The 19,754-nt window shown below is 64.4% G+C and carries 26 protein-coding genes; 12 read left to right on the top strand and 14 right to left on the bottom strand.

Going from position 1 to position 19,754, the window contains the following annotated elements; translation table 11 throughout:
- Window positions 1-95 precede the first annotated feature (95 nt).
- Entirely contained in the window at window positions 96-2,315 is a 2,220-nt protein-coding gene (locus F1735_RS28630) for a hypothetical protein (RefSeq protein WP_167240091.1), read from the bottom strand.
- A gap of 255 nt (window positions 2,316-2,570) precedes the next feature.
- On the bottom strand, window positions 2,571-3,404 hold the full coding sequence (locus tag F1735_RS28625; protein ID WP_167240090.1) for an SIR2 family NAD-dependent protein deacylase: 834 nt from the start codon (window positions 3,402-3,404) through the stop codon (window positions 2,571-2,573).
- 207 nt (window positions 3,405-3,611) lie between these two features.
- Here F1735_RS28625 and F1735_RS28620 point away from each other — a divergent pair, with 207 nt between their 5' ends.
- Both F1735_RS28620 and F1735_RS28615 read left to right on the top strand, forming a co-directional pair.
- Entirely contained in the window at window positions 3,612-3,797 is a 186-nt protein-coding gene (locus F1735_RS28620; protein WP_167240089.1) for a YegP family protein, read from the top strand.
- Window positions 3,798-3,860: 63 nt separating this feature from the next.
- On the top strand, window positions 3,861-4,067 hold the full coding sequence (locus F1735_RS28615) for a hypothetical protein (RefSeq protein ID WP_167240088.1): 207 nt from the start codon (window positions 3,861-3,863) through the stop codon (window positions 4,065-4,067).
- Window positions 4,068-4,116: 49 nt separating this feature from the next.
- Here the strand turns inward: F1735_RS28615 and F1735_RS28610 are convergent, their stop codons facing one another.
- Complete coding sequence (locus F1735_RS28610; RefSeq protein ID WP_167240087.1) at window positions 4,117-4,566, bottom strand: group I truncated hemoglobin; 450 nt, start codon at window positions 4,564-4,566, stop codon at window positions 4,117-4,119.
- A 152-nt stretch (window positions 4,567-4,718) separates the two neighbouring features.
- Between F1735_RS28610 and F1735_RS28605 the strand changes: the two genes are divergently transcribed.
- Window positions 4,719-4,937 carry a hypothetical protein gene (locus F1735_RS28605; RefSeq protein WP_166898246.1) on the top strand — a complete coding sequence of 73 codons (219 nt, stop codon included), beginning with the start codon at window positions 4,719-4,721 and terminating at the stop codon, window positions 4,935-4,937.
- 168 nt (window positions 4,938-5,105) lie between these two features.
- Here the strand turns inward: F1735_RS28605 and F1735_RS28600 are convergent, their stop codons facing one another.
- The 7 genes from F1735_RS28600 to F1735_RS28570 all read right to left on the bottom strand — a co-directional run bounded on the left by F1735_RS28600 (window position 5,106) and on the right by F1735_RS28570 (window position 10,463).
- Window positions 5,106-5,363, bottom strand: a complete 258-nt coding sequence (locus tag F1735_RS28600; protein WP_167240086.1) for a glycosyltransferase family 9 protein — start codon at window positions 5,361-5,363, stop codon at window positions 5,106-5,108.
- Window positions 5,360-5,926, bottom strand: coding sequence for a D-glycero-alpha-D-manno-heptose-1,7-bisphosphate 7-phosphatase (locus F1735_RS28595; protein WP_167240085.1), 567 nt, complete (start codon window positions 5,924-5,926; stop codon window positions 5,360-5,362). Before F1735_RS28595 ends, F1735_RS28600 begins: the two co-directional genes overlap by 4 nt.
- Before the next feature lie 21 nt (window positions 5,927-5,947).
- A complete protein-coding gene (locus F1735_RS28590; protein ID WP_167240084.1) occupies window positions 5,948-6,697 on the bottom strand; it encodes an SDR family oxidoreductase in 750 nt (249 codons plus the stop codon).
- A 12-nt stretch (window positions 6,698-6,709) separates the two neighbouring features.
- Entirely contained in the window at window positions 6,710-8,053 is a 1,344-nt protein-coding gene (locus tag F1735_RS28585) for a glycosyltransferase (protein WP_167240083.1), read from the bottom strand.
- 56 nt (window positions 8,054-8,109) lie between these two features.
- On the bottom strand, window positions 8,110-8,523 hold the full coding sequence (locus tag F1735_RS28580; RefSeq protein ID WP_187364385.1) for a hypothetical protein: 414 nt from the start codon (window positions 8,521-8,523) through the stop codon (window positions 8,110-8,112).
- Between the two features lie 226 nt (window positions 8,524-8,749).
- Window positions 8,750-9,637, bottom strand: a complete 888-nt coding sequence (locus F1735_RS28575; protein WP_167240082.1) for an alpha/beta hydrolase — start codon at window positions 9,635-9,637, stop codon at window positions 8,750-8,752.
- 73 nt (window positions 9,638-9,710) lie between these two features.
- Window positions 9,711-10,463 carry an AraC family transcriptional regulator gene (locus F1735_RS28570; protein ID WP_166898233.1) on the bottom strand — a complete coding sequence of 251 codons (753 nt, stop codon included), beginning with the start codon at window positions 10,461-10,463 and terminating at the stop codon, window positions 9,711-9,713.
- Window positions 10,464-10,637: 174 nt separating this feature from the next.
- Between F1735_RS28570 and F1735_RS28565 the strand changes: the two genes are divergently transcribed.
- From F1735_RS28565 to F1735_RS28550, 4 genes are read left to right on the top strand one after another with little or no spacing between them, the layout of a single operon-like run.
- A complete protein-coding gene (locus F1735_RS28565) occupies window positions 10,638-11,534 on the top strand; it encodes a dihydrodipicolinate synthase family protein (protein WP_167240081.1) in 897 nt (298 codons plus the stop codon).
- 5 nt (window positions 11,535-11,539) lie between these two features.
- Complete coding sequence (locus F1735_RS28560) at window positions 11,540-12,673, top strand: NAD(P)/FAD-dependent oxidoreductase (RefSeq protein ID WP_167240093.1); 1,134 nt, start codon at window positions 11,540-11,542, stop codon at window positions 12,671-12,673.
- Entirely contained in the window at window positions 12,663-12,926 is a 264-nt protein-coding gene (locus F1735_RS28555; protein ID WP_167232618.1) for a 2Fe-2S iron-sulfur cluster-binding protein, read from the top strand. The genes F1735_RS28560 and F1735_RS28555 overlap by 11 nt, the downstream gene beginning before the upstream one ends.
- Complete coding sequence (locus tag F1735_RS28550) at window positions 12,923-14,272, top strand: NAD(P)/FAD-dependent oxidoreductase (protein ID WP_167240080.1); 1,350 nt, start codon at window positions 12,923-12,925, stop codon at window positions 14,270-14,272. The genes F1735_RS28555 and F1735_RS28550 overlap by 4 nt, the downstream gene beginning before the upstream one ends.
- On the opposite strand, the gene F1735_RS28545 is transcribed toward F1735_RS28550, so the two are convergent.
- The gene (locus tag F1735_RS28545) at window positions 14,269-14,814 is read right to left on the bottom strand and encodes a hypothetical protein (RefSeq protein ID WP_167240079.1); all 546 of its coding nucleotides are present in this window, start codon (window positions 14,812-14,814) and stop codon (window positions 14,269-14,271) included. The two genes, F1735_RS28550 and F1735_RS28545, sit on opposite strands and share 4 nt — an antisense overlap.
- A 352-nt stretch (window positions 14,815-15,166) precedes the next feature.
- Between F1735_RS28545 and F1735_RS28540 the strand changes: the two genes are divergently transcribed.
- The 4 genes from F1735_RS28540 (at window position 15,167) to F1735_RS28525 (ending at window position 17,659) form a co-directional block, all read left to right on the top strand.
- Window positions 15,167-15,481: a KGG domain-containing protein gene (locus tag F1735_RS28540; RefSeq protein ID WP_167240078.1), complete on the top strand. Its 315-nt coding sequence runs from the start codon at window positions 15,167-15,169 to the stop codon at window positions 15,479-15,481.
- 182 nt (window positions 15,482-15,663) lie between these two features.
- Window positions 15,664-15,996 carry a hypothetical protein gene (locus tag F1735_RS28535; protein WP_229506015.1) on the top strand — a complete coding sequence of 111 codons (333 nt, stop codon included), beginning with the start codon at window positions 15,664-15,666 and terminating at the stop codon, window positions 15,994-15,996.
- Between the two features lie 74 nt (window positions 15,997-16,070).
- Entirely contained in the window at window positions 16,071-17,192 is a 1,122-nt protein-coding gene (locus F1735_RS28530; RefSeq protein ID WP_167240077.1) for a M14 family metallopeptidase, read from the top strand.
- Between the two features lie 2 nt (window positions 17,193-17,194).
- Window positions 17,195-17,659, top strand: a complete 465-nt coding sequence (locus F1735_RS28525) for a CYTH domain-containing protein (protein WP_167240076.1) — start codon at window positions 17,195-17,197, stop codon at window positions 17,657-17,659.
- On the opposite strand, the gene F1735_RS28520 is transcribed toward F1735_RS28525, so the two are convergent.
- Window positions 17,619-18,236 (bottom strand): hypothetical protein, encoded by a 618-nt coding sequence (locus F1735_RS28520; RefSeq protein WP_167240075.1) that lies wholly within the window; start codon window positions 18,234-18,236, stop codon window positions 17,619-17,621. The genes F1735_RS28525 and F1735_RS28520 overlap by 41 nt on opposite strands.
- A gap of 107 nt (window positions 18,237-18,343) precedes the next feature.
- On the opposite strand from F1735_RS28520, the gene F1735_RS28515 reads away from it, so the two are divergent.
- On the top strand, window positions 18,344-19,009 hold the full coding sequence (locus F1735_RS28515) for a hypothetical protein (protein WP_167240074.1): 666 nt from the start codon (window positions 18,344-18,346) through the stop codon (window positions 19,007-19,009).
- Here the strand turns inward: F1735_RS28515 and F1735_RS28510 are convergent.
- Window positions 19,006-19,425, bottom strand: a complete 420-nt coding sequence (locus F1735_RS28510; RefSeq protein ID WP_167240073.1) for a DUF2177 family protein — start codon at window positions 19,423-19,425, stop codon at window positions 19,006-19,008. The two genes, F1735_RS28515 and F1735_RS28510, sit on opposite strands and share 4 nt — an antisense overlap.
- A 105-nt stretch (window positions 19,426-19,530) precedes the next feature.
- A partial coding sequence (locus F1735_RS35845) for a hypothetical protein (protein WP_222853103.1) occupies window positions 19,531-19,754 on the bottom strand: 224 nt, incomplete at its 5' end.

The raw sequence follows: 19,754 nt of genomic DNA, 5'->3' as shown, positions 1-19,754 counted from the left end.
TGAAACTGAACCCGATTCATCGTCGCCATAATCTTCTCCCGCCTGCGCCACCGCGCACGCATATGCAAGGTTGGACACGTAACGGCGACCAAAGTTCAGTTATGCTGAAGATCAGCGCTAATCACCATTTTCTTTACAGTGAGATCATCTGGATTAAACGTGAACAGCTTGGCAAAGCCCTCGCTTTTCTTGTTGTCGATATCGCGCCAGACGGACGTTCCGCCGTACACGACATTGTCGATTTTGGTGAGCGCCAGAATCGATTGGTCCTTAAACGGCGCCCTCATGACATTCCAGGGGGCGCGCTCGCCAACCGAGTACACCGCGAGGGCACCTTGCTCGTTTACCTTCGGGACGGTTGCCATCACCAGCCGGTCCACTTTGCTCGTCTCGCTGTGGGGCAGGGCAAGCATGGCAAACGGACGGTTTTGGCCGTAGATGTCGCCAAGATCCTTGTTCGGCTCGTCGGCCTTCCCCAAAGCGCCGTCTTTCGCCAGTTCAAAGGACTTGAGGACCGCTCCGGGATACCCGCCGATATACAGCCGCTCGCCTAGTACCGCCATTCCTTCGGCCTGAAGGGGTTCGCGTACCACCACTGACGGCTTCGATGTCGCGTCACCGATGCCAATGCCGCCATTGACATAGCCCGACGAATATGTCTTGCCATTATGCACTGCCAGTGTGCGAATGACCGATGCCGTTACCGGTGCACGGAAATCAGTCGTTGTGGGCGTTGCATTATTGTTGGGGGTGTACAGATCGGACAGATTGTACCGAACGATCTTGCCGTAGCCTTCCACGGGATCGCGCAGCACCGAGACAAGCTGGGTGGGCTCTTTATACGGCCCAAACGCGAAGGCGGCGGGTGCGCTCATCGCAATGTCCAGAGCGGTTTCCTTGCCGAGGTCGAGGCGGTAAGAGGAAAGGTGGCTTCCTTTTTCGGGGCCGAGATCCTTCGTGTAAAACACGGTATTTCCGCACGCGGGAGATGACACAGTCGTTGTACACCGCGGGGAAAGGGGGCTCATGCCGATTGAGTTGATATTGCTTAACGTATCGCTGGCGCTGGTGTCGGAACGTTTCAGGACCACTGTCTGGCTGGGGTCCTTGCCGGTCAGGCGAACGAACAAGCGATCCTTCACGAAGTCCGTATAGTAGGCATATTCCTTGGTCGCATCGATGTCCAGGGGGCCAGTCAGCTTGTTCCCATCCATCGCACTTTTGTACAATCTGGCAGGGTTGCCCATGCCCCAATACATGGAACGAGGGATGTTGGACTCGCCAAGGTCGACCGCCAGCGAGCGTATATGATAGCCGCTTGGGGTAACGCCGTTCTGGGTTGGAATGGGCAGCATGGTCGTTTCTTCTGTACCCGAGCAATATTTGAATCCGCTGGTGTTGGCCTCATCCGGAGCAAGACCTCCATAGATGCAATTGCCGGGCCCGGCTTTGAGGGACCAGATTGTCCGCGTTCCAGTCTTTGCCTTTTTGAACTCATGCAGTAAGACTGGCGCATCGGTGTTGTAGGCATATTTGTAGAGCTTCCCGGATGCCGTCCCAAAGTAGGCGATGCTATCGCCGCCGACGACCACGCTCCAGATGTCCTCATTACCCAACGTAAATTCTTTTTGTTTCTCGCCATTCGAAACGATGTAGTAGGCGAATCTTGCGGGATTGCCATTGGCGGCGACGTAGAGTGTATTGGCATCAACCGCCGCTGCGGAGACACGGGCGGAGTACACCTGCTGACCTTTGTTTTCGATAACGATTTTGCTCATGACCACGTCATCGACGTATGCAGTCAGCGTTCCGGCCGAATTACTGCGGACCACAACGTTGGCGGTCCTGGTGCCCACCGGCGCGATCGCCGATACCTTCACCTCCCCCCATGTGTCGTCGGGCCCCGTCAAGTAGGAGCGCCTCGTCGCCGTCGTGATGGGCGCGTTGCTGGCATCGTAAAACACGATCTCCAGCGACATCTCGTTCTGCCCGGACACCAAGGTGCGCTTCATCTTCGCCGACACGGCAATGAAATCGCTTGGTGAGACTGTGATTGCCTCGCTGGTAGCTGTTTCCGTCGCGCTCTTGACGGTCAGTTGCATGCACTTGCTTGCGGCACAGGTGCTGGTGTCGACTGGCGCCGACTTCACGTTTTTGCTTGTTATCCAGGGGGCGATGCCGGCATCGAAAGTGCTGTTGGCCAATTTGGGATTGTCGGCAGCGTACCCGAGCGGCATACCGAGAAAGACAGTCAGAGGAGCGAGCGCGGCGGCGCGAAGCTTGGGTAAATGAGATGCAATAGATCGACGCTTCATAGGGCTTTCATGTGAGGTGAGGAGCGGCAGCCCCGGGTCAGCGCGGTGCGCGCTGTGGCTGATTGCAAGTCTGACACAATTGACTGATCAGCTCGCCTTACATGTCGAAAACGTGACTTAAATGCAACTATGTCTTCGCACAAACGCTTGACAAGGGCTTCATTTCATTGAACTTTGAGCAAGTCGCCGATAGCGGCCGGCACGGGGGTGGTTCTGGACGCGCGCCGCGCCGGCCGCATCGGATTGGCATCGCCGTTACAGCGCGTCCATCGCCGCGGCAATACGCGACATGCCTTCCAGCGCACCGAGCGCAATCCCTATGTCGCGCGGCAAGCCAACCGTTGACTCGCTCGGATTGACGCGGATCAGCGGGCGGTCCTGGGTTTCGCCGAATACCCGCACCGACGGTATCCAGGTGCCGGCGCCCAGTTCGATGATGACGGCGCGCTGCTGGCGCGCCAGCCAGGTGTCGAGGCGGTGCTCCTGCTTGTCGGCATGGCTTGAATCCCACAGCCGGTCTCCGAACATCAGAATGTTGGGCCGCGCGATGTCGCCGCAGTTGGGGCAGCGCGGCAGGGCGCAGGTCAACAGGCACTGTTGTTCGTCGATCAGCGGCACGAACGCTTGCGCGGACCAGGTCGGATGGCCGCAGTCGCCCAGGCATTGCAGTTTTTCGATGCTGCCATGACACTCCACGACGCGTTCGTCGAGCATGCCGCTGCGCTGGAATTGACCATCGACATTGCTGGTGAAGACGAAAGCGCCGTTCGGCAGGCGCGCCGCGATATCCTTGAGCAGGCCGAATCCCGCGTGCGGCACCGTGCGCCGGTACAGTTGCAGCCGGTGCCCGTAAAAGCCCCAGGCCAACTCGGGGCGTTCGCGAAAGGCGCGCGGGTTGGCGATCTCGGTAAAGCGCAGGCCGTGGTTGCCCAGGGCCGGGTAAGCGTTCCAGAAACCTTTGTCGCCGCGAAAATCAGGCAGGCCGGAATCGATGCCCATGCCGGCGCCGGCCGTGATCACCATGCCCTCGCACTGGTCGATGAGGGCGGCCGCGTCTGCGCAAGCCTGGTCGAGAGAGGGAGTCGTCATACGGTACTTCTTAAAAAGGGAGAGGCGCCATTCTACGGCCTGCGCTTGCCGCCCACCGGTTTCCCGCCAATTGCAATGCCGAAGCGCAAAATTAACGTCAAGAAATTGAGCGTGCGTTTGATATAGCGCTAGTCCTTTATTGAACCAATCAGAATGCCGGGTATACCGCTCTGTAACACTGGAATCTCACGTCATGGGAGGTTCATCATGTATTTCGAAATCTACCAAACTCAAGCCTCGGAAAAAAGCCGCAAAGAGTGGCGCTGGCGCCTCAAGGCCAAGAATCACGAAATCATTGCCAGCGGCGAGAGCTACACCTCGCGCGCGAAAGTGCTGGCGGCGATCGAGCTGATCAAGTCGGTCACCACACGCACCAAGATTGTCGAGGGTTGATCGGCCGTGGCATGCGGACAAGCTGCCACGGCGGCTTGTCCTTCTCTCTTCAAGGAGCTTATGATGCAAAACAATAATTGCCGTCAATTGGATGTGACCAGGGAGATCCCCAGGTCGGTTCCGCTGACCCTGCGCGAACTGACCGGCCGCCGCGTCCGCGTGGTGCCGTTCGGCGCGCTGATCACCCAGGAGTTCATCGGCGGGCGGGTGACGATTTACCTCAATCAGCAAAACCTGGTCCGTAATGTCGTGGTCGAAACCTGCGACTGACAGCGACACCATGCCGCAGGCTGGGGGGCGCCCGGCGCCCTGCTTTTCCCTATTTGTTCAACACCTCGCCAGCGAGCTGGTCGAGTATCGCTTCGAGCTCTTCACGCTCTTTCCGCGCCACCCCACGGCCGCTCAAGGCCCGGTCGACATACTCCCCCATGACCTGCAATTCTTCCCTGGTGATCGCCATGCCGCGATGCGCCAGCGCCATCGAATCGCCCTCGTACTTGCAAGGCCCGCCGCTGACCGAACACAGGTGCAAGGCCACGCTGGCCTTGAGCCGCGCCAGGTGTACGCCCTCGAAGGTGCGCCTGGAGCGTGGGTCGCTGGAGACCTTCGATACCACCTCGTCGGCCACGGCGCTCAGGTTCTCCATGCCGCCAAGTCGCGCGAACAGCGACGCCTGGGGCGCAAGGGGTACGCTGGGCGAGCAGGCGGTGGCGCCGGACAAGGCGCCGATGGTGAACAGGGCTGCCACACTGGCGGTGCGAAGAGTCATGAAATGGGTTCCTGGTTGCCAGGAATTATCCTAACACTCCCGCCATGCGCGCCGCGTCCGCTTCGATTGCACAGCAACAACGCGCCTCGCGTACGCGGGCAATCGGGCGCGCGGGCCTATACTCGCCATTTCCCCCTGACAGAGAGAACACCATGAGCGATTCCGAGGTAAAAGTCATGCTGAGCGAAATTAACAGCGGCGCCGGCGCGAACGTCTTGAATGCGCACCGGGCCGCCGTGACCATCGCGCAATACATGCAGCTGTGCGAGGGATTGCGCGGCATTATTCCCGATGGGGAAGTGAGCCTGGTCGCGGCAAGGCTGACCGCAGGCATCGTCGCCAATCCCGGCTTCGCCTTGTCGACCCAGTGAGGCAGCCTGCCTGAGCCCGTTGTGGGCTGGGCGCCTCACGGGTCGGTCGATGAGGCGCGATCATGCTTCGTTGGGCCCATCAGGCTGCACACTGTGTCCACCACCGTGGCCGGCGCGGCGCGGATGCCATCGATCAGCGCCGCCTCGTGCGCATCCCCGTCAGCACGATCAGGCAGCCGGTCGAGGCGCTACACTAGGCGACGCGCCTGCCTTCATCCACGGCGCCGCATAGGTGATGGCGGCGTCCACATCGTCGGGATAGGGCGCCAGCGCCGTGCCGCTCGCCGAACTGGGCAAGGTGAGCATACGGCCCGGCCGCGCCTGCTTGAGGGCGCGCATCGTCGGGGTACACATCAGCACGTCGCCCATCGAATCGCGGCGCACGCACAGGATGTTGCGCGCATCCATCCACTGCGGCGCGCTCATTGCCGCTCCTCGTCGTGCCTGACGATCATCACGGCCGCCGCGTACAGGTCGGCGGCGATGCGGGTCGGAATGCGGTACGGCCCCAGTTGCCACTCGGTTTCCTTGCCCTTGTCGATCAGCAGGGTGCGGCAGCCGGCGCGGTTGCCGGCTTCCACATCGTGCAGGATGTCGCCCACCATCCACGAAGCGCGCAGGTCGATGTCGTGCTCGCGTGCGGCGCGTTGCAGCAAGCCCGGCATGGGCTTGCGGCAAGTACACGCCACCGCGTACGGCGCCACCTTGCCGGCCGGATGGTGCGGGCAGTAGTAAAAGCCATCGAGCATCAGTTGCTCGCGAAACAGCAGGTCGGCCAGGCGCCGTTCGATGCAGTCCATGGCGTCTTCGCCAAAGTAACCATGCGCAATGCCATCCTGGTTGCTGATGATGAAGAAGCGGTAGTCGAGGCGGGCCAGCAGGCGCAGGGCGGCGCCGGCGCCGCTGCACAGGGTGATGCGGCGCGGCTCGGCGTTGTAGGGCAGGTCGTCCACCAGGGTGCCGTCCTTGTCCAGAAAGATCGCTCGCATGATTCAGGTCGCTCTCATTGTCTATGGCCATGAAGATTCTTGCATTGGCAGCACGGTGATTTCGGCCACCACGCTCTCTGGCGGCAGCAGCAACACCGCGCGGATCGCCTGGGCCACGTTCATCGGGTCTTGCAGGGTGGCCGGGTCGAGCTCGGGAAAGCGCTCAAGCAGGAAGGGCGTGCGCATGCCGCCCGCAATCACGGCCGTCACCTTGATGTTGTGCGGCCGCAGTTCGGCGTGCATCGCATGCGACAGGCCCAGCAGCCCCCACTTGCTGGCGTGGTAGGCGCTGGCGTCGGGCCAGGCGCGCTTGGCGGCGGTGGAAGCGACGTTGACGATGTGGCCGCCGCCGGCCTTGCGCATGTGCTGCGACGCATATTTGGCCAGCAGGAACGGCCCGTTCAGGTTGGTGTTGATGACGCGACTCCATTGCTGGGGCGTCAGCTCGGCCATCGGCAGGGTAAGGTCGGTGCCGGCGTTGTTGATCAGTACGTCGAGGCGGCCGAAGCGGTCGAGCGCGGCGCCGATGGCGTGCTCGGCGCTGGCCGGGTCGCCCACGTCGAAGCCGAGCGCATGCACTCGCACGCCATGCTCGCGCAGGATGTTGGCGCTGACGGTGGCCATGTCGTGGTTGATGTCGGCGACGATGAGGTCGGCGCCGGAGCGTGCCAGCAGCTGGCACAGCGCCGCGCCGAGTCCGCTGGCGCCGCCGGTAACGAACACGGCCTTGCCGCGCAGGCTGGGCTGTTCTTGAGCAAGTCGATCGGACATGGAGCAATCCTCCTAAGGGGGGGGTAGACGGGAAACGCTGCAGGCCGCACGCGGGGCGCCGGCCTGCTGGCCGACCACGTCGGCGTAGATGGCGGCGGCCTTGCGCGCCACGTGGCACCAGGTGTAGTGGCGGAAGGCGCGCCGCATGCCTTCGTCGCCCATGGCGGCGGCCAGTTGCGGGTCGCGTTGCAGTTGGGCGAGCCTGTCGGCCACCGCTTGCGGATCGCGCGGCGGCACCAGGAAGCCGGTGAGCGCGTCCCGCACGGTGTGCTGGATGCCGCCCACGGCCGCGCCGATCACGGGCCGGGCGCACGCCATCGCCTCGACCGGGGTGAGACCGAACGGTTCGTACCAGGGCGTGGTGACGAACACATTGGCGGCGCTGTACCAGTAGCGCAGTTCGGCGCGTTGTTTGCGGCCGGTAAAGTGGACCTGCGCGGCGATGCCGAGGTGGGCCGCCAGCGCGCGCAGGCGCGCCAGTTCCGGCGTGTCGCGCCAGGTACCGGCGGCGTCGTCGCCACCGACCACCAGCAGTTCGGCATCGACCCCATGCTGGCGGCGCAGCAGCGCCAGGCTGTGGATGACCGTGTCGATGCCCTTGCGCGGCACGATGCGCCCGAGTTGCAGGATGAGGAACTTGCCTTGCGTAAGCCCCAGCTTGTGGCGCGCCAGGCGCATCGGCAGCGGCCAGAGTTCCTGCGGATCGAAGCCGCACGGGGCGATGTCGATGCGCTTGCCGGGCGCGTCGTAGAGTTGCTCGATGTCCAGCCGGTCTTGCGGGCATTCGGCGATGATGCGGTCGGCCTGGCGCATCAGGCTGTTTTCGATTTGCAGGCGCGACGGCGGAAAGGCGTCGGCCGATCCCTGGGCGCGCAGCCGCACCTGCCCGAGCGCATGGAAGGTGATGACAAAGGGAATGCCGAGCACTTGCTTGAGGTGCCGCGCCACCATGCCCGACATGAAGAAATTGGCGTGCGTGATGTCGTACAGCGCCTCCTGGCGCCGCGCGAAGCGGGCCACGAAGCGGGAAAAGGTGTCTATGTAGGGCAGCATCTTTTCTTTCGGAATGTAGTGGGCCGGCCCGGCCGGCACGTGGATCACCCGGATGTTGCGGCGCCAATGCACCGTTTGCTTCTGGCCGATGGCGTCGCGCCGCGTGAAGATGTCGACCAGGTAGCCGTCCAGCGCCAGCTCGCGCGCGAGGTGGGCCACGTAGACGTTCTGGCCGCCGCTGTCGACGCTGCCGGGCGCGGCCAGCGGCGAGGCGTGCTCGCTGACGATGGCGATGCGCCTGACCGCGCCGCCACCGCTTGCGGGGCGCGGGTCCGGGTCCGGGTGTAATTGACCAAGTAACATGCCAGCTCCTTCTTGTTTTTAGCGTTGCTCTTTGTGTTGTTTTTGCATTGATCGTGTCAAGGGAAAACGTCAGTACGGCTGCCCATACGCTTGCGCCCCTGGGCGCCGAGTGCGCGCGCCAGCGCCGGTTTGCGGCCGAGCTCGTGCATGTGCCCGACCAGGGTGCCCAGATTGGTATCGATGAAGCCGGACTCGCCAGCCAGCGCGCGCTGGCTGGCGCTGAGGAATTCGTACTGGTCTTTCTCGTCCTGGGCATGGTCCTGGAAGACGATGCAATCGAACTGGTGGTGGCGTGCTTCGGGCACGGGCATGTCATGCACCTTGTCGCACCGGGGCATGTTGCAGGTGCGCCCGCCGTAGCCGGGCGGGCGGCCCGGCCTGGACAGTACGTAGAAATCGTGCGGCGCCTGGCTGAGGTAGTACAGATAGCTGCCGTGGGTATGCCAGGTCAGCACTTTCAGGCGGCGCATGGCGGCCTCGCGTGCGGGTGCGGATCGGGTGTGGTCGATATCATGTTGCCTCCCTGCGAACGGTGAGCGATGAGATGGTTCGATTCGCAGAGGGGCGGCCGAGTTCCTGCCGTATCGCGTCGGTTCAATCCAGATCAAGTGCCAGCTTGATGAACGCGATGCAGGAGAGCGGGAAGGGCAGGGCGGGGACCGGCGGGCCGGAGCGGGAAAGCGTGTGTTAAAGAAACTAGTTGGTCTTGCCAGCAGCGGCAGTGCGCCCGCCATCGCTGTGGACGAAGCGCTCCACGCTGTCCAAGGTCGGCGCCAGGAAGCGCAGCGGCGCGGCGAGCGAGGCCACCAGCGTGGTATGGCTCACCTTGTCAAAATACAGTTCCTGCACCGCCACCTCCTTGGTGCGCAGCCTGGCCGCCATGGCGCGCGTGTTGCGCACAGGATCGACCAATTTGTCGCTGTTGGCTGCGATCAGCAACGCCGGCGGGGTGCCGGCCCTGGCGTGGTTGATCGGCTGCGATTCCGGCGGGGTGCCTGGAAAATGAAACACCGGCTTGGTCACCGGATTTTCAATCGGCAAAAAATCATACGGCCCGGCCAGCCCGATCCAGCCGCGCAGCGCGCCCGGCTGCATGCCCTGTTTCGCCAGCCATTGCGGATCGAGCGCCATCATCGCGGCGTTGTAGGCGCCCGAGCTGTGGCCCATCACGAACAGGCGTGTCGGGTCGCCGCCGTAGCGCGCAATCTCGCGCACGGTCCAGGCCAGCGCGCGCGCCGAATCGTCCAGGAAATCGGGATAGCTCACTTCCGGATGCAAGCGGAAATCGGGAATCACCGCCACCATGCCGCGCGACGCCAGGGCCCGCCCGACGAAGGCGTAATCCTCGCGCTCGCCCTTACTCCAGTTGCCGCCCAAGAAAAACACCACCACCGGCGCCGACGCACTGGCGTCGTCCGGCGAGTACACGTCGAGCTTGTGGCGGACGTTCTCGCCATACGCCAGCCCGCTGCCGCTGCGCAGGCCGCTGCCGGGGGAGAGCGCGTTGAGGGTGGGTAATGGCGAGCAGGCGGCCAGGCCGCCCAGCAAGATCGCGCCGAACAGGGCCGCGTACAGTTTCTTCATGGGTTTCTCGAATGGGTCAGTGTCAAGCCATTATATCGAGGGGGTAAAAACCGCCGTGTACGCTTGAGCTCGCTTATTCCCCCCGGCAATGCGCGCGGTATTGGACCGGACTCATGCCAGTGTGCGCCTTGAACTGGCGGCTAAATGCGCTGTGGTCGGTGTAGCCGCAGGCATACGCGATCTGGGCGATGCTGTTCTTGCTGCCGGACTCGATCAGCGACATGGCCGCGCCCAGGCGCGACTGCAGCAGCAACTGGCGCGGCGAGTAGTGGAACACGCGCTGGAACAGGCGTTCCACGCGCGAGAGCGACAGGCCGGCATTGCTGGCCAGCTCTTCCATGCTGACGTTGGCGTGGTAATTGGCGCGGATGTGGGCGGCGATGTCGGCGATCTTGCGGTACACCGGATGCAGTTCGTCGGCCAGTCCCAGGTCTTGCGAGGTGCCGGCCAGGCCGACGATGGCGCCGTGCTCGTCGCGCAGGGGCGTCTTGTGGGTCAGGCACCAGCCGCGCGCGCGGCTCGGGTACAGGTGCAGTTCGAGGTGTTTTTTCAGCGCCGTGCCGCTGTCGATCACCTGCCGGTCCTGCGCCAGGTAGGTCTGCGCCAGCAGCGGCGGATAGACTTCGAGCGCGGTGCGCCCGATCAGCTGGTCCTTGCTGCGCAGGCCGCAGCGCCGCACCAGCGCGTTGTTCACGGTGAGGTAGCGCCCCTCGCGGTCTTTGACAAAGAAGACCAGGTCGGTGAGGGCGTCGAACAATGCCTCGAGCGAGGCCAGTTGCACCGCGCGGATTGGCGGGGCCGCGCAAAACAGCGCACTCATGTCCATTGGGGTGTCTCCGGTTCGGTCACAATGCGTTAGTATAAATCGGCAGGCCGCAAAACATTGTGCCGATTTGAGCCTTTGCACGCTCGTCCATCGATCAAGACCGGGGCCCCCGACAGGGCTAACCTGACTGCTTCCCGTAACCGACCGGCGCGCCGGAGAAAGCAAGGTACCCTCATGTGGCAAGGTGTGATTCCCGCTGTATCGACCAAATTCAATGAAGACGGTTCGCTCGACATGGGCGAAATGGAGCGCTGTTTCGGCTTGCAGATGGAGGCCGGTTGCGATGGCCTGATCGCCTGCGGCTCGCTGGGCGAAGGCCCGATGCTCACGCACGATGAACGGATCGCCGTGCTGCGCCTGGCCAAGCAGGTCACCGGCGCCAGGCCGGCCCTGCTGACGGTGGCCGAAGCCGGCACCCGCGAAGCCTGCGCGCTGGCCGAAAAGGCCGCCAAAGCCGGCGCCGATGGCCTGATGGTCGTGCCCAGCACGATCTATCACAGCAACCACGTTGAGACCATCGCCACCCTGCGCGCCATCGCAGCAGCCGGCGACCTGCCGGTTATGCTGTATTCGAACCGGCTGGCGTACCGGGTCGATGTGACCACCGACATGCTGGAAGAACTGGCCGACGACGCGCGCTTCGTGGCGGTCAAGGAGTCGTCCGACGATATCCGCCGCAGCACCGAGATCATCAACCGCCTCGGCCAGCGCTACGACCTGTTCACCGGCGTCGACAACCTGGCGTTCGAAGCGCTGGCCGTGGGCGCGGTGGGCTGGGTGGCCGGCCTGGTGCTGGCCTTCCCCAAGGAGACCGTGGCGATCTACCGCCTGATGAAGGAGGGTCGCCAGGCCGAAGCCTTGTCGATCTATCGCTGGTTCCGGCCTTTGCTCGACCTGGATGTGTCGACCTACCTGGTGCAGAACATCAAACTGGCCGAGGCGCTGGCGATCGGCTCGACCGAGCGGGTACGCGCACCGCGCCTGCCCTTGGCGGGCGAGCAGCGCACGCGGGCCGAGCGCATCATCCGCGCGGCCATGGAAACCCGTCCGCAACTGCCAAGCTTCGGCTGAGCGTGGTGCGCGCATACGATGCGATCGTAGTCGGCGCCGGCATCGTCGGCGCGGCCTGCGCGCTGGCGCTGCGCGAAGAGGGTATGGCGGTGGCGCTGGTCGATGCCGCCACGCCGGGAACGGGCGTCACGGCGGCCGGCATGGGTCACCTGGTGGCGCTCGACGAGAGCGCCGACGAACTGGCGCTGTGCCTGATGTCGCTGCGGCTGTGGGATGCGTTCATGCTTGCGCATCCCGGCGTGGGCGAGCCGTCGCGCTGCGGCACCTTGTGGGTGGCCGAGGACGAGCATCAACTGGCCGAAGCGCAGCAGCGCGCGGCGCGCCTGTGCGCGCAGCGGTGGCAGGCGCAGGCGCTCACTGGCGACCAGGTGGCGCGGCTGGAGCCGGCATTGCGGCGCGGCTTGTGCGGCGGCGTGCGCGTGCGCGGCGACAGCGTGGTGTATCCGCCGGCGGTGGCGCAGTTCTTGAGCGAGCAGTTCACGCGCGCCGGCGGCAGCCTGCACCTGGGCCGGCGTGTGCTCAAGACGGGGCAGGGCGCCGTGCTGCTGGACGATGGCGAGCGCCTGAGCGCGCCGGCGCTGGTGGTGGCGGCCGGGGTGCAGTGCGCGCGCCTGATGCCGGAACTGCCGATCTTTGCGCGCAAGGGACATCTGGCGATCACCGACCGCTATCCGGGCCGCTTGTCGCACCAGGTCGTGAGCATGAATTATGGCCAGAGCGCCGCCGGCGAGGATGCGCTGGCGGTGGCGGCCAATGTGCAGCCGCGCGCTACGGGCCAGTGGCTGGTGGGCTCGTGCCGCCAGGACGGGCGCACCGACCGCGCCATCGAACCGGCGGTGCTGGGGGCGGTGCTGCGCTGTGCGATCGCATTGCTGCCCTGCCTGGCCGACATGCATATCGTGCGCGCCTGGACCGGCATGCGGCCGGCGTCGCCCGACGGGCGGCCCCTGATCGGCGCCCACCCCGGGCGCGCGGGAACATGGCTGGCCTGCGGCCATGAAGGACTGGGCGTGACCACGGCGTTCGCCAGCGCGCGCCTGCTGGCCGACCAGATCATCGGGCGCGCCAGCGAGATCGACGCCGCGCCGTATGCGCCGGCGCGTTTTGCGGCCCTGGCGGAGGTGTGCGATGAGCAGTGACGACATGGTGGTGCATGTGGACGGCCGGCCGGTTGCGGTGGCGGCCGGCGTGAGCGTGGTGGCGGCGCTGGTGCTGGCCGATGCGCTGTGTACACGGCGCTCGGTGAGCGGCGAGGCGCGCTTTGCCTTGTGCGGCATGGGCTACTGCCAGGAATGCCGGGTCACGATCGACGGGCGGGCACACCGGCTGGCCTGCCAGACGGCGTGCCGCGCCGGCATGGTGATCGCCACCGGCGCGGGGGAAGCGGCATGAGCGCGCCGGTGATCGTGCTCGGCGCCGGCCCGGCGGGGCTGGCCGCGGCGGAGGCGGCGTCCGCGTCCGGCCAGGCGGTGCTGCTGGTCGATGAAAACAGTGCGCCCGGCGGGCAAATCTGGCGCGGTGGCCCGCAGCGCTGGCGCGACGCTCGCGCTAGCGCCTTGTGGGCGGCGCTGCGTGCGCGCCCGCACGTCACGTGGATGGCCGGGGCGCGCGTGGTGGCGCCGGCCGGCGCCCGGGCGCTGCTGCTGGAAACGGCGGACGGCGCCCTGATCCAGCCCTGGGACAAGGTGATCGTGTGCAGCGGCGCGCGTGAGTTGCTGTTGCCGTTCCCCGGCTGGACCCTGCCCGGCGTGACTGGCGCGGGCGGCCTGCAGGCACTGATCAAGGGTGGCATGCCGGTCGCCGGCAAGCGCGTGGTGGTGGCCGGAACCGGGCCGCTGCTGCTGGCGGTGGCGGCCACGGTCCGCGAGCATGGCGGCGTGCTGGTGGCCTTGGCCGAGCATCGCGGTAGTGGCGATCTGGCGCGCTTCGGCGCGCGGCTGGCGCTGTCGCACCGGGGCAAGCTGCTGCAATCGCTGCAACTGGCGGCGCGCCTGCGCGCTGTGCCGTACCTGCGTGGCGCGGGCGTGCTGGCCGCCGAAGGAAGCGGGCGCCTGGAGCGCGTGCTGGTGCGCCACCGTGGACGCGAACAAGCGCTCGACTGCGATTTTCTGGCGTGCGGATTCGGCCTGACGCCGTCGCTGGAACTGGCTGCGCTGTTCGGCTGCGCGGTGGAGCAGGGGCGGGTGCTGGTCGATTGCGCGCAGCGCACCAGCGTGCAGGGTGTGTGGGCCGCCGGCGAGTCGACCGGCATCGGCGGCGTGGACAAGGCGCTGGCGGAAGGGCGCATCGCGGGGCTTGGCGCGGTGGGCGTGGCGCCGCAAACGGCGGACCTGCGCGTGCGCGGCAAGGCGCAGGCATTCGCCGACCTGCTGGCGCAGTCCTTTGCGCCGCTGCCATCGCTGCGCGCGATGTGTACCGGCGCGACGATCGTGTGCCGCTGCGAAGACGTGGTGGCGGCCGACCTGGCGCCGCACGCCGGCTGGCGCAGCGCCAAGCTGCAAACACGCGCCGGCATGGGGCCGTGCCAGGGCCGGGTGTGCGGGTCGGCCTGCGCTTTCTTGTATGGCTGGGAGGCGCCCGGCTTGCGCCAGCCAGTGTTCCCGGCCAGCGCCGCCGCACTGGCGCTGCCGCAAGCGGGGACGCAAGCGGGGACGCAAGCGGGAACGCAAGCGCAAACGCAAAGGGTGGACACGCTTGCGCGTGTCCACCCCGAATTACCGCAACAGCAAACTAGTTAGTCCGGCGTGCCGTCGCTGCGGCGTCCCACATTGCTTTGCTCCGACTGGCGGCTGCCTTCATCCAGGTCGGCCGACTGGCGGTTCTGGCGGTTCGACAGGCCGGTGTCGTCATCCATGTCCTGGTCGGCCGCCAGGCGTTTGCCGCCCGGGCTTTTTGGCATGCCGCCAGCGCCATCATTGGACTGCTGCTGACCTGGCACGCCTTGCTGCTGGCTGCCGGTTTGCGAGCCGCTGCGTTCCGTGCTTTGCTGGCCGATCTGTGCGCCTTGCTGCGAGCCGCCTTGCTGCTGTTTCGAGCCGCCCAGGCCGCCCGATTGTTGCGAATCGCTCAGGCTGCCCGACTGCTGGGCGCCGCCCAGTCCGCCCGGTTGCGGCGAGCCCGGCAGGCGGTCCGACTGCTGCGAGCCGCCCAGGGTGCCCGATTGCTGCGCTTGATTGAGCTTGTCTTTCTCAACGGTGCCGCCACGCGACGACGATTCCGATTTCTCGTTGGCGCCGTTGCTGGATTGATTGTTCCCCTCGCTACGTTGGTTCGAGTTCATTCTTGATTCCTTTCCGAGTAGAGACAAACATAGGGTGGCACCCGTCACTTGCGGAGGGACAAGGTTAGCGTCCAGTCCGCAAGCGGCGTTGCCAGGAGTGGAATCATGCGCGCTGATTCCGAAGCGCTGTATCGGAACACCGTCCGAGTCTGTGTAGGACAAGTCCCCTGTAAAGCCTACCAACAGTGGTGATGGGGCGGAGTACTGAGAGGAACTAGCCTGTTGTCCTACAAAGTCCCTGCATCCTGTCCTATAGTCGCAGCGTTCGGCGCTGCTAAGATGGATTGGCTTGATCGCTCATCGGCGCGCAGCCGGTGGGGTCAGACAGAGGCACCAGCTAAAGGAGATGACCATGGCTACAAATAACCAGGGCAACAAGCAAAGTGGTAGTCCGGGCAAGGGAACCAGCAACCGCGGATTCGCCTCCATGGATCCCGAGCGCCAGCGCGAAATTGCCAGCGAAGGCGGCAAGGCGGCTCATCAGAAAGGCACGGCGCACGAGTTCACGTCGGAAGAAGCGCGCCGCGCGGGCAGCATGAGTCACGGCAACCGCCAGGCGGCGCAGGGCGGCGCGCGCAGCGGCGCGGGCGCGGCCGACAAGGATGAAGGCGGCAACAAGCAGAGCGCGGGCGGCGGCAACAAGGCGGGCACGGACAAGTCGCGCTGAGCCGGCCGGAGCACGGGGGAGCGGCGGCTCCCCGTTGGTAACACGATTCAAGCAAGCAGCCTGTGGGATGGGGTAGAATTGTTGCGCCAATTTAACAACCCCGAGGGAGTGTCGTGAAACAAGCAGTCATCCGCCAAGTCAAGAGCATGTATCTGTCATGCGATCCTATCGGTAATCTTTTATTGGCAAAATTTTCCTTCGAAGGCGGCAAGGATGCCTGCGTCTTCATTCCCGCCTCGGTCGTGTTCTGGCTGCTGGCCCACCTGCCGGTGAACCAGGACCCGGAATTGCTGCCGCCGCCGAACCTGCCGCGCATCTACCAGGAAGATTGGGACGACGTAGTCAATCCGCGCGTGCTCAGCGTACAGTGCAAGCAGTTCGACGATGCCATCCGCATGACGATGGAGCTCGACCGCGCGTCCAATCTGACGGTGATCCTGAACCGCGCCAACGTGGAATTGATGCGCCAGATGATGGAAGGCTACCGCGGCGACCTGATGGACCTCGGTTTCTAAGGTGTTGCCCGCCCACAAGCGGGCGGCATTTGGGTATGATGCTCTTCTTTGAGAACCAAAGACAAGGATCTGCCATGCCCATCAAAATCAGCCAGCATTTCGATTCCGGCGCCATCGACGTCGTGCAAGCCGACCAAGCCGGCCAGATCGACCTGAACCTGCGTTCCGACTCGCACGCCGAGATCCACCAGTGGTTCCACTTCCGCCTGCAGGGCGCGCGCGGGCAGGCCTGCACGATCCGCTTCCTGAACGCCGGCCAGGCGACCTACGCCGCCGGCTATCAGGGCTACCAGGTGGCCGCCAGCTACGATACCGAAAACTGGTTCCGGGTGCCGACCAGCTTCGACGGCCAGGTCATGACCGTGAGCCACACGCCCGAGCTCGACAGTGTGTATTACGCCTATTTTGAACCGTACTCGTGGGAACGCCACCTGCGCCTGCTGGGCGAAGTGGCCGAGAACCCGCTTGCGCGCGTGATTGACATCGGCAGCACGGTCGATGGCCGCGACATGAACATGGTGGTCATCGGCAACCCTGCCGCCGCGAAGAAAATCTGGGTTATCGCGCGCCAGCATCCGGGCGAAACCATGGCTGAATGGTTTGTCGAGGGCATGATGGACGCGTTGCTGGACAATGCCAATCCGATTGCCCGCAAGCTGTTGCAAAGTGCCGTGTTCTACATCATTCCGAACATGAACCCGGACGGTTCGGTGCGCGGCAACCTGCGCACCAACGCCGCCGGCGCCAACCTGAACCGCGAGTGGATGACGCCGTCGCTGGAACGCAGCCCGGAAGTGCTGTGCGTAAAGCAAAAGATTCACGAAATCGGCTGCGATATGTTCTTCGACATCCACGGCGACGAAGCGCTGCCGTATAACTTTGTGGCCGGCAATGAAATGCTGAACGATTTCACGCCCGAACGTGCCGCGCTGCAAAAGTCCTTCATCGAGAACTACATGGCGGCCAGCCCCGACTTCCAGAACGTGCATGGCTACGCGGCCAGCAAGTACAAGGAAGACATGCTGACGTTGGCGTCCAAGTATATCGGGCATACCTTCAAGTGCCTGTCGCTGACCCTGGAAATGCCGTTCAAGGACAATGCCGACTTGCCTGATTCGTACACCGGCTGGAACGGTGCGCGCAGCAGCGAGCTGGGCGCGGCGATCCTGCAGCCGATCCTGAAAGCGCTGGGCTGATCGTGGGCGTCGAGATCGAACGCAAGTTCTTGCTCGTCGGCGACGCCTGGCGTTCGCTGGGCGAGCCGGTGCTGCTGCGCCAGGGGTATTTGTCGACCGATCCTGACCGCACGGTGCGGGTGCGGATCGAGGGCGAGGGCGCGACCCTGACCATCAAGGGGCGCAGCGAGGGTGCCACGCGGGGCGAGTGGGAGTATCCGGTTCCGCTGTCGGACGCGGGCGAACTGCTCGATCGCTTGTGCCAGCAACCGATCATCGAAAAATACCGGCGCCGGATCGCGTTCGCGGGCAATGTGTGGGAAGTCGATGAATTCCTGGGCGCGAATGCGGGCTTGATGTTTGCCGAAATCGAACTGGGGTCGGAAGACCAGGCGTTCGACAAGCCGGACTGGATTGGCGAGGAGGTCACGCACGACCGGCGCTATTTCAATTCGAGCCTGATCCGGCTGCCGTTTTCGCAGTGGTGAGCGGGGCCGCTGATCGCCTGCGTACTGGCGCGGCGCCCCTTGCTTGCTCATGTTCGGGCGTGTTGAGGCGGAACTGGACCTGCTTAAGGTGGTAGCGATAGGCGCCTGAAGGAAGAATGAAAACGTGAGGACCAGGGCCATGTTCCTGGTCTTTCGCAGGACCGATGAAGAGGTCGTGGCCGGGCAGGCGGATCAGCAGCGCCAGGAATCCGTCGAACGGTTCCGGTCCCCACGACACGGCGCAGTGCGCAAAGGCGGATGTGCCGAGGTCGAGCTGGCGGGCGGCGTGCGTGCCGAGGGCGGGATGGTCGTTGTCGTAGCGGGCCGTTGGAAAGATCCGCTGCACCAGCGCCGCGTTGTGCGATGGATCCTGCTTATCCAGGGAACGCAGATCGTCTTCGATTGCGCAGGCATACGCGCCGGCCACGCACGCGCTGTCCGGATGCGAAAAGGCGATGCCGTGGATGCGGAAGTCAACGCTGTCGAGAAAAACCCAACGATCGCTGCATGAACGCCGCATGCTGGTGCATAGCGGTGGATTGCACACCGTGGTGGCGGTCCATGCGTCTGGCTTCATGACCGGCCGGGGTAAAATACCAGACTTGCCATTGCGCTCGCGCCATCCATGGAGTCCATTCTGTGTTTTCTCATGCCCGTATTATTGCATCCGTCCTGGCTGGCGCTGTGCTGATCTCTTCGCCCATGCAGGCGTTGGCGCAAAAGCCATCCGCCAAGCAGCAAGTGGCCTTGCCGAACGCGCCGTTTTCGGTGCAGCCGGCGAAAGCGGTCATCCAGCGTTATCAATTATTGTCCTTGCTGAGTCCTCTGTCGCGACAGAATAAACGCCACGTGCGCGATTTGACCGGCATCGAGCGCGCTATTGTCTTCGAGGGGAATGTGACGCTTGACGAACCGATCGACATCGGCGCGATTGCCTCGAAAAAGACGGCACTCACGCCGTTCGAGCAAGCCTTGATTCATCGGGAGCGCCTGCTTGTCATTCATGGCGATTTGCATTGCCGCGGCTTGAGCACCTACTCGATGGACGCCGTTTTTGTGCTGGGCAACGTCCATTGCGAGACGGTGGATCTGAGTATCGTGCCGTTTTACGTCAAGGGCAATCTGGTGGCCCGCAAGTCCTTGCTGGGCAGCGCCTACGACGACGGGGGAGACGGCCGGGAAGGCGAGCGCCATGTGGTGGTCGGCGGGACGGTGTCGTCGCCCAAGGTCCGCACCTGGTACTTTTCGCTTGGCCACTTGAGGTTCGCGCTGGAGTCGGCCAAGGAAGTGCTCGTTGAAACGGAGCATGAAAAATCGGACGGTCCGTGCTTCGGCGACAAGGATTGTTAAGCGCCGGCAGGGCCGGGGTCGAGCCGGTCCATGCATAGCTTGGCGGCCAGGACCGACAGGGTGCTGGCGACGCAGCCCCAGGCGATGTCGATCAGGGCCACGCTGAGCGGCCAGTCGCGCAGGGTGGCGAGGTTGGACAGGTCGTAGGTGGCGTAGGCAACGGTGCCGAACAGGGCTGCCGCAGTCAGGGTGGTGCGCAAGGTGCGGCGCGGGCCGTGCGGGGCCAGGGCGAACGCCATCAGGCCGACCGCGTAGAGCAGGTAAAAGGCGATTGCCGGGCCGAAGCGCGGCTCGGCGGCCATGAGGTGGCCGATGCCGTCGGCGTAGATGTCCTTGGCGATGAAACCGAGCCAGAGCACGTCGAGCAGGACCATGCCGGCGATCAGGATAAGGTAGGGGAGCAGCAGTTTGCGCATGGTTGTGTGTGGCGGGGTAAAGTACAGCCGAGCATACGCATTTTTGCTATCGACTGCCGCGCGGGATGATGTCGCGGATGCGGTGCTACCTTTGCGCTCGAGCTGTCAGAAAAACTTGCCCCATTTACCGCCTTGCTGACAGGCCGCGCCGCCATTGCCGGCAACGAGCAGGATATCGTCATGCGTGGAGAGATGCCCTGAGCACGGAAATTTGCAAGCTAGTTGTCGCCTAAATACGATTTTTACGCTGCTTTTTTGAGTGCTTGATTTTTCTCCTTTTTGGTGACGGCTTCCGTGACACTTTTTTCGGGATTGAGGTGTACCGTCGT

The organism is Massilia genomosp. 1 (assembly GCF_011682185.1).
Lineage (GTDB): Bacteria > Pseudomonadota > Gammaproteobacteria > Burkholderiales > Burkholderiaceae_D > Telluria_A > Telluria_A rubra.
The sequence above is the reverse complement of the archived record's forward strand: the minus strand, read 5'-3'. Positions and strand labels throughout refer to the sequence as shown.

Excerpts from the sequence above, each read along its gene's own strand:
- F1735_RS28520 (WP_167240075.1), bottom strand. The coding sequence starts at position 18,236 with ATGAAGCCAGACGCATGGACCGCCACCACGGTGTGCAATCCACCGCTA.
- F1735_RS28530 (WP_167240077.1), top strand. The coding sequence starts at position 16,071 with ATGCCCATCAAAATCAGCCAGCATTTCGATTCCGGCGCCATCGACGTC.
- F1735_RS28555 (WP_167232618.1), top strand. The coding sequence starts at position 12,663 with ATGAGCAGTGACGACATGGTGGTGCATGTGGACGGCCGGCCGGTTGCG.
- F1735_RS28605 (WP_166898246.1), top strand. The coding sequence starts at position 4,719 with ATGAGCGATTCCGAGGTAAAAGTCATGCTGAGCGAAATTAACAGCGGC.
- F1735_RS28545 (WP_167240079.1), bottom strand. The coding sequence starts at position 14,814 with ATGAACTCGAACCAACGTAGCGAGGGGAACAATCAATCCAGCAACGGC.
- F1735_RS28565 (WP_167240081.1), top strand. The coding sequence starts at position 10,638 with ATGTGGCAAGGTGTGATTCCCGCTGTATCGACCAAATTCAATGAAGAC.
- F1735_RS28610 (WP_167240087.1), bottom strand. The coding sequence starts at position 4,566 with ATGACTCTTCGCACCGCCAGTGTGGCAGCCCTGTTCACCATCGGCGCC.
- F1735_RS28590 (WP_167240084.1), bottom strand. The coding sequence starts at position 6,697 with ATGTCCGATCGACTTGCTCAAGAACAGCCCAGCCTGCGCGGCAAGGCC.
- F1735_RS28575 (WP_167240082.1), bottom strand. The coding sequence starts at position 9,637 with ATGAAGAAACTGTACGCGGCCCTGTTCGGCGCGATCTTGCTGGGCGGC.
- F1735_RS28595 (WP_167240085.1), bottom strand. The coding sequence starts at position 5,926 with ATGCGAGCGATCTTTCTGGACAAGGACGGCACCCTGGTGGACGACCTG.
- F1735_RS28570 (WP_166898233.1), bottom strand. The coding sequence starts at position 10,463 with ATGGACATGAGTGCGCTGTTTTGCGCGGCCCCGCCAATCCGCGCGGTG.
- F1735_RS28615 (WP_167240088.1), top strand. The coding sequence starts at position 3,861 with ATGCAAAACAATAATTGCCGTCAATTGGATGTGACCAGGGAGATCCCC.
- F1735_RS28620 (WP_167240089.1), top strand. The coding sequence starts at position 3,612 with ATGTATTTCGAAATCTACCAAACTCAAGCCTCGGAAAAAAGCCGCAAA.
- F1735_RS28630 (WP_167240091.1), bottom strand. The coding sequence starts at position 2,315 with ATGAAGCGTCGATCTATTGCATCTCATTTACCCAAGCTTCGCGCCGCC.
- F1735_RS28550 (WP_167240080.1), top strand. The coding sequence starts at position 12,923 with ATGAGCGCGCCGGTGATCGTGCTCGGCGCCGGCCCGGCGGGGCTGGCC.
- F1735_RS28510 (WP_167240073.1), bottom strand. The coding sequence starts at position 19,425 with ATGCGCAAACTGCTGCTCCCCTACCTTATCCTGATCGCCGGCATGGTC.
- F1735_RS28585 (WP_167240083.1), bottom strand. The coding sequence starts at position 8,053 with ATGTTACTTGGTCAATTACACCCGGACCCGGACCCGCGCCCCGCAAGC.
- F1735_RS28540 (WP_167240078.1), top strand. The coding sequence starts at position 15,167 with ATGGCTACAAATAACCAGGGCAACAAGCAAAGTGGTAGTCCGGGCAAG.
- F1735_RS28625 (WP_167240090.1), bottom strand. The coding sequence starts at position 3,404 with ATGACGACTCCCTCTCTCGACCAGGCTTGCGCAGACGCGGCCGCCCTC.
- F1735_RS28580 (WP_187364385.1), bottom strand. The coding sequence starts at position 8,523 with ATGCGCCGCCTGAAAGTGCTGACCTGGCATACCCACGGCAGCTATCTG.
- F1735_RS28600 (WP_167240086.1), bottom strand. The coding sequence starts at position 5,363 with ATGAGCGCGCCGCAGTGGATGGATGCGCGCAACATCCTGTGCGTGCGC.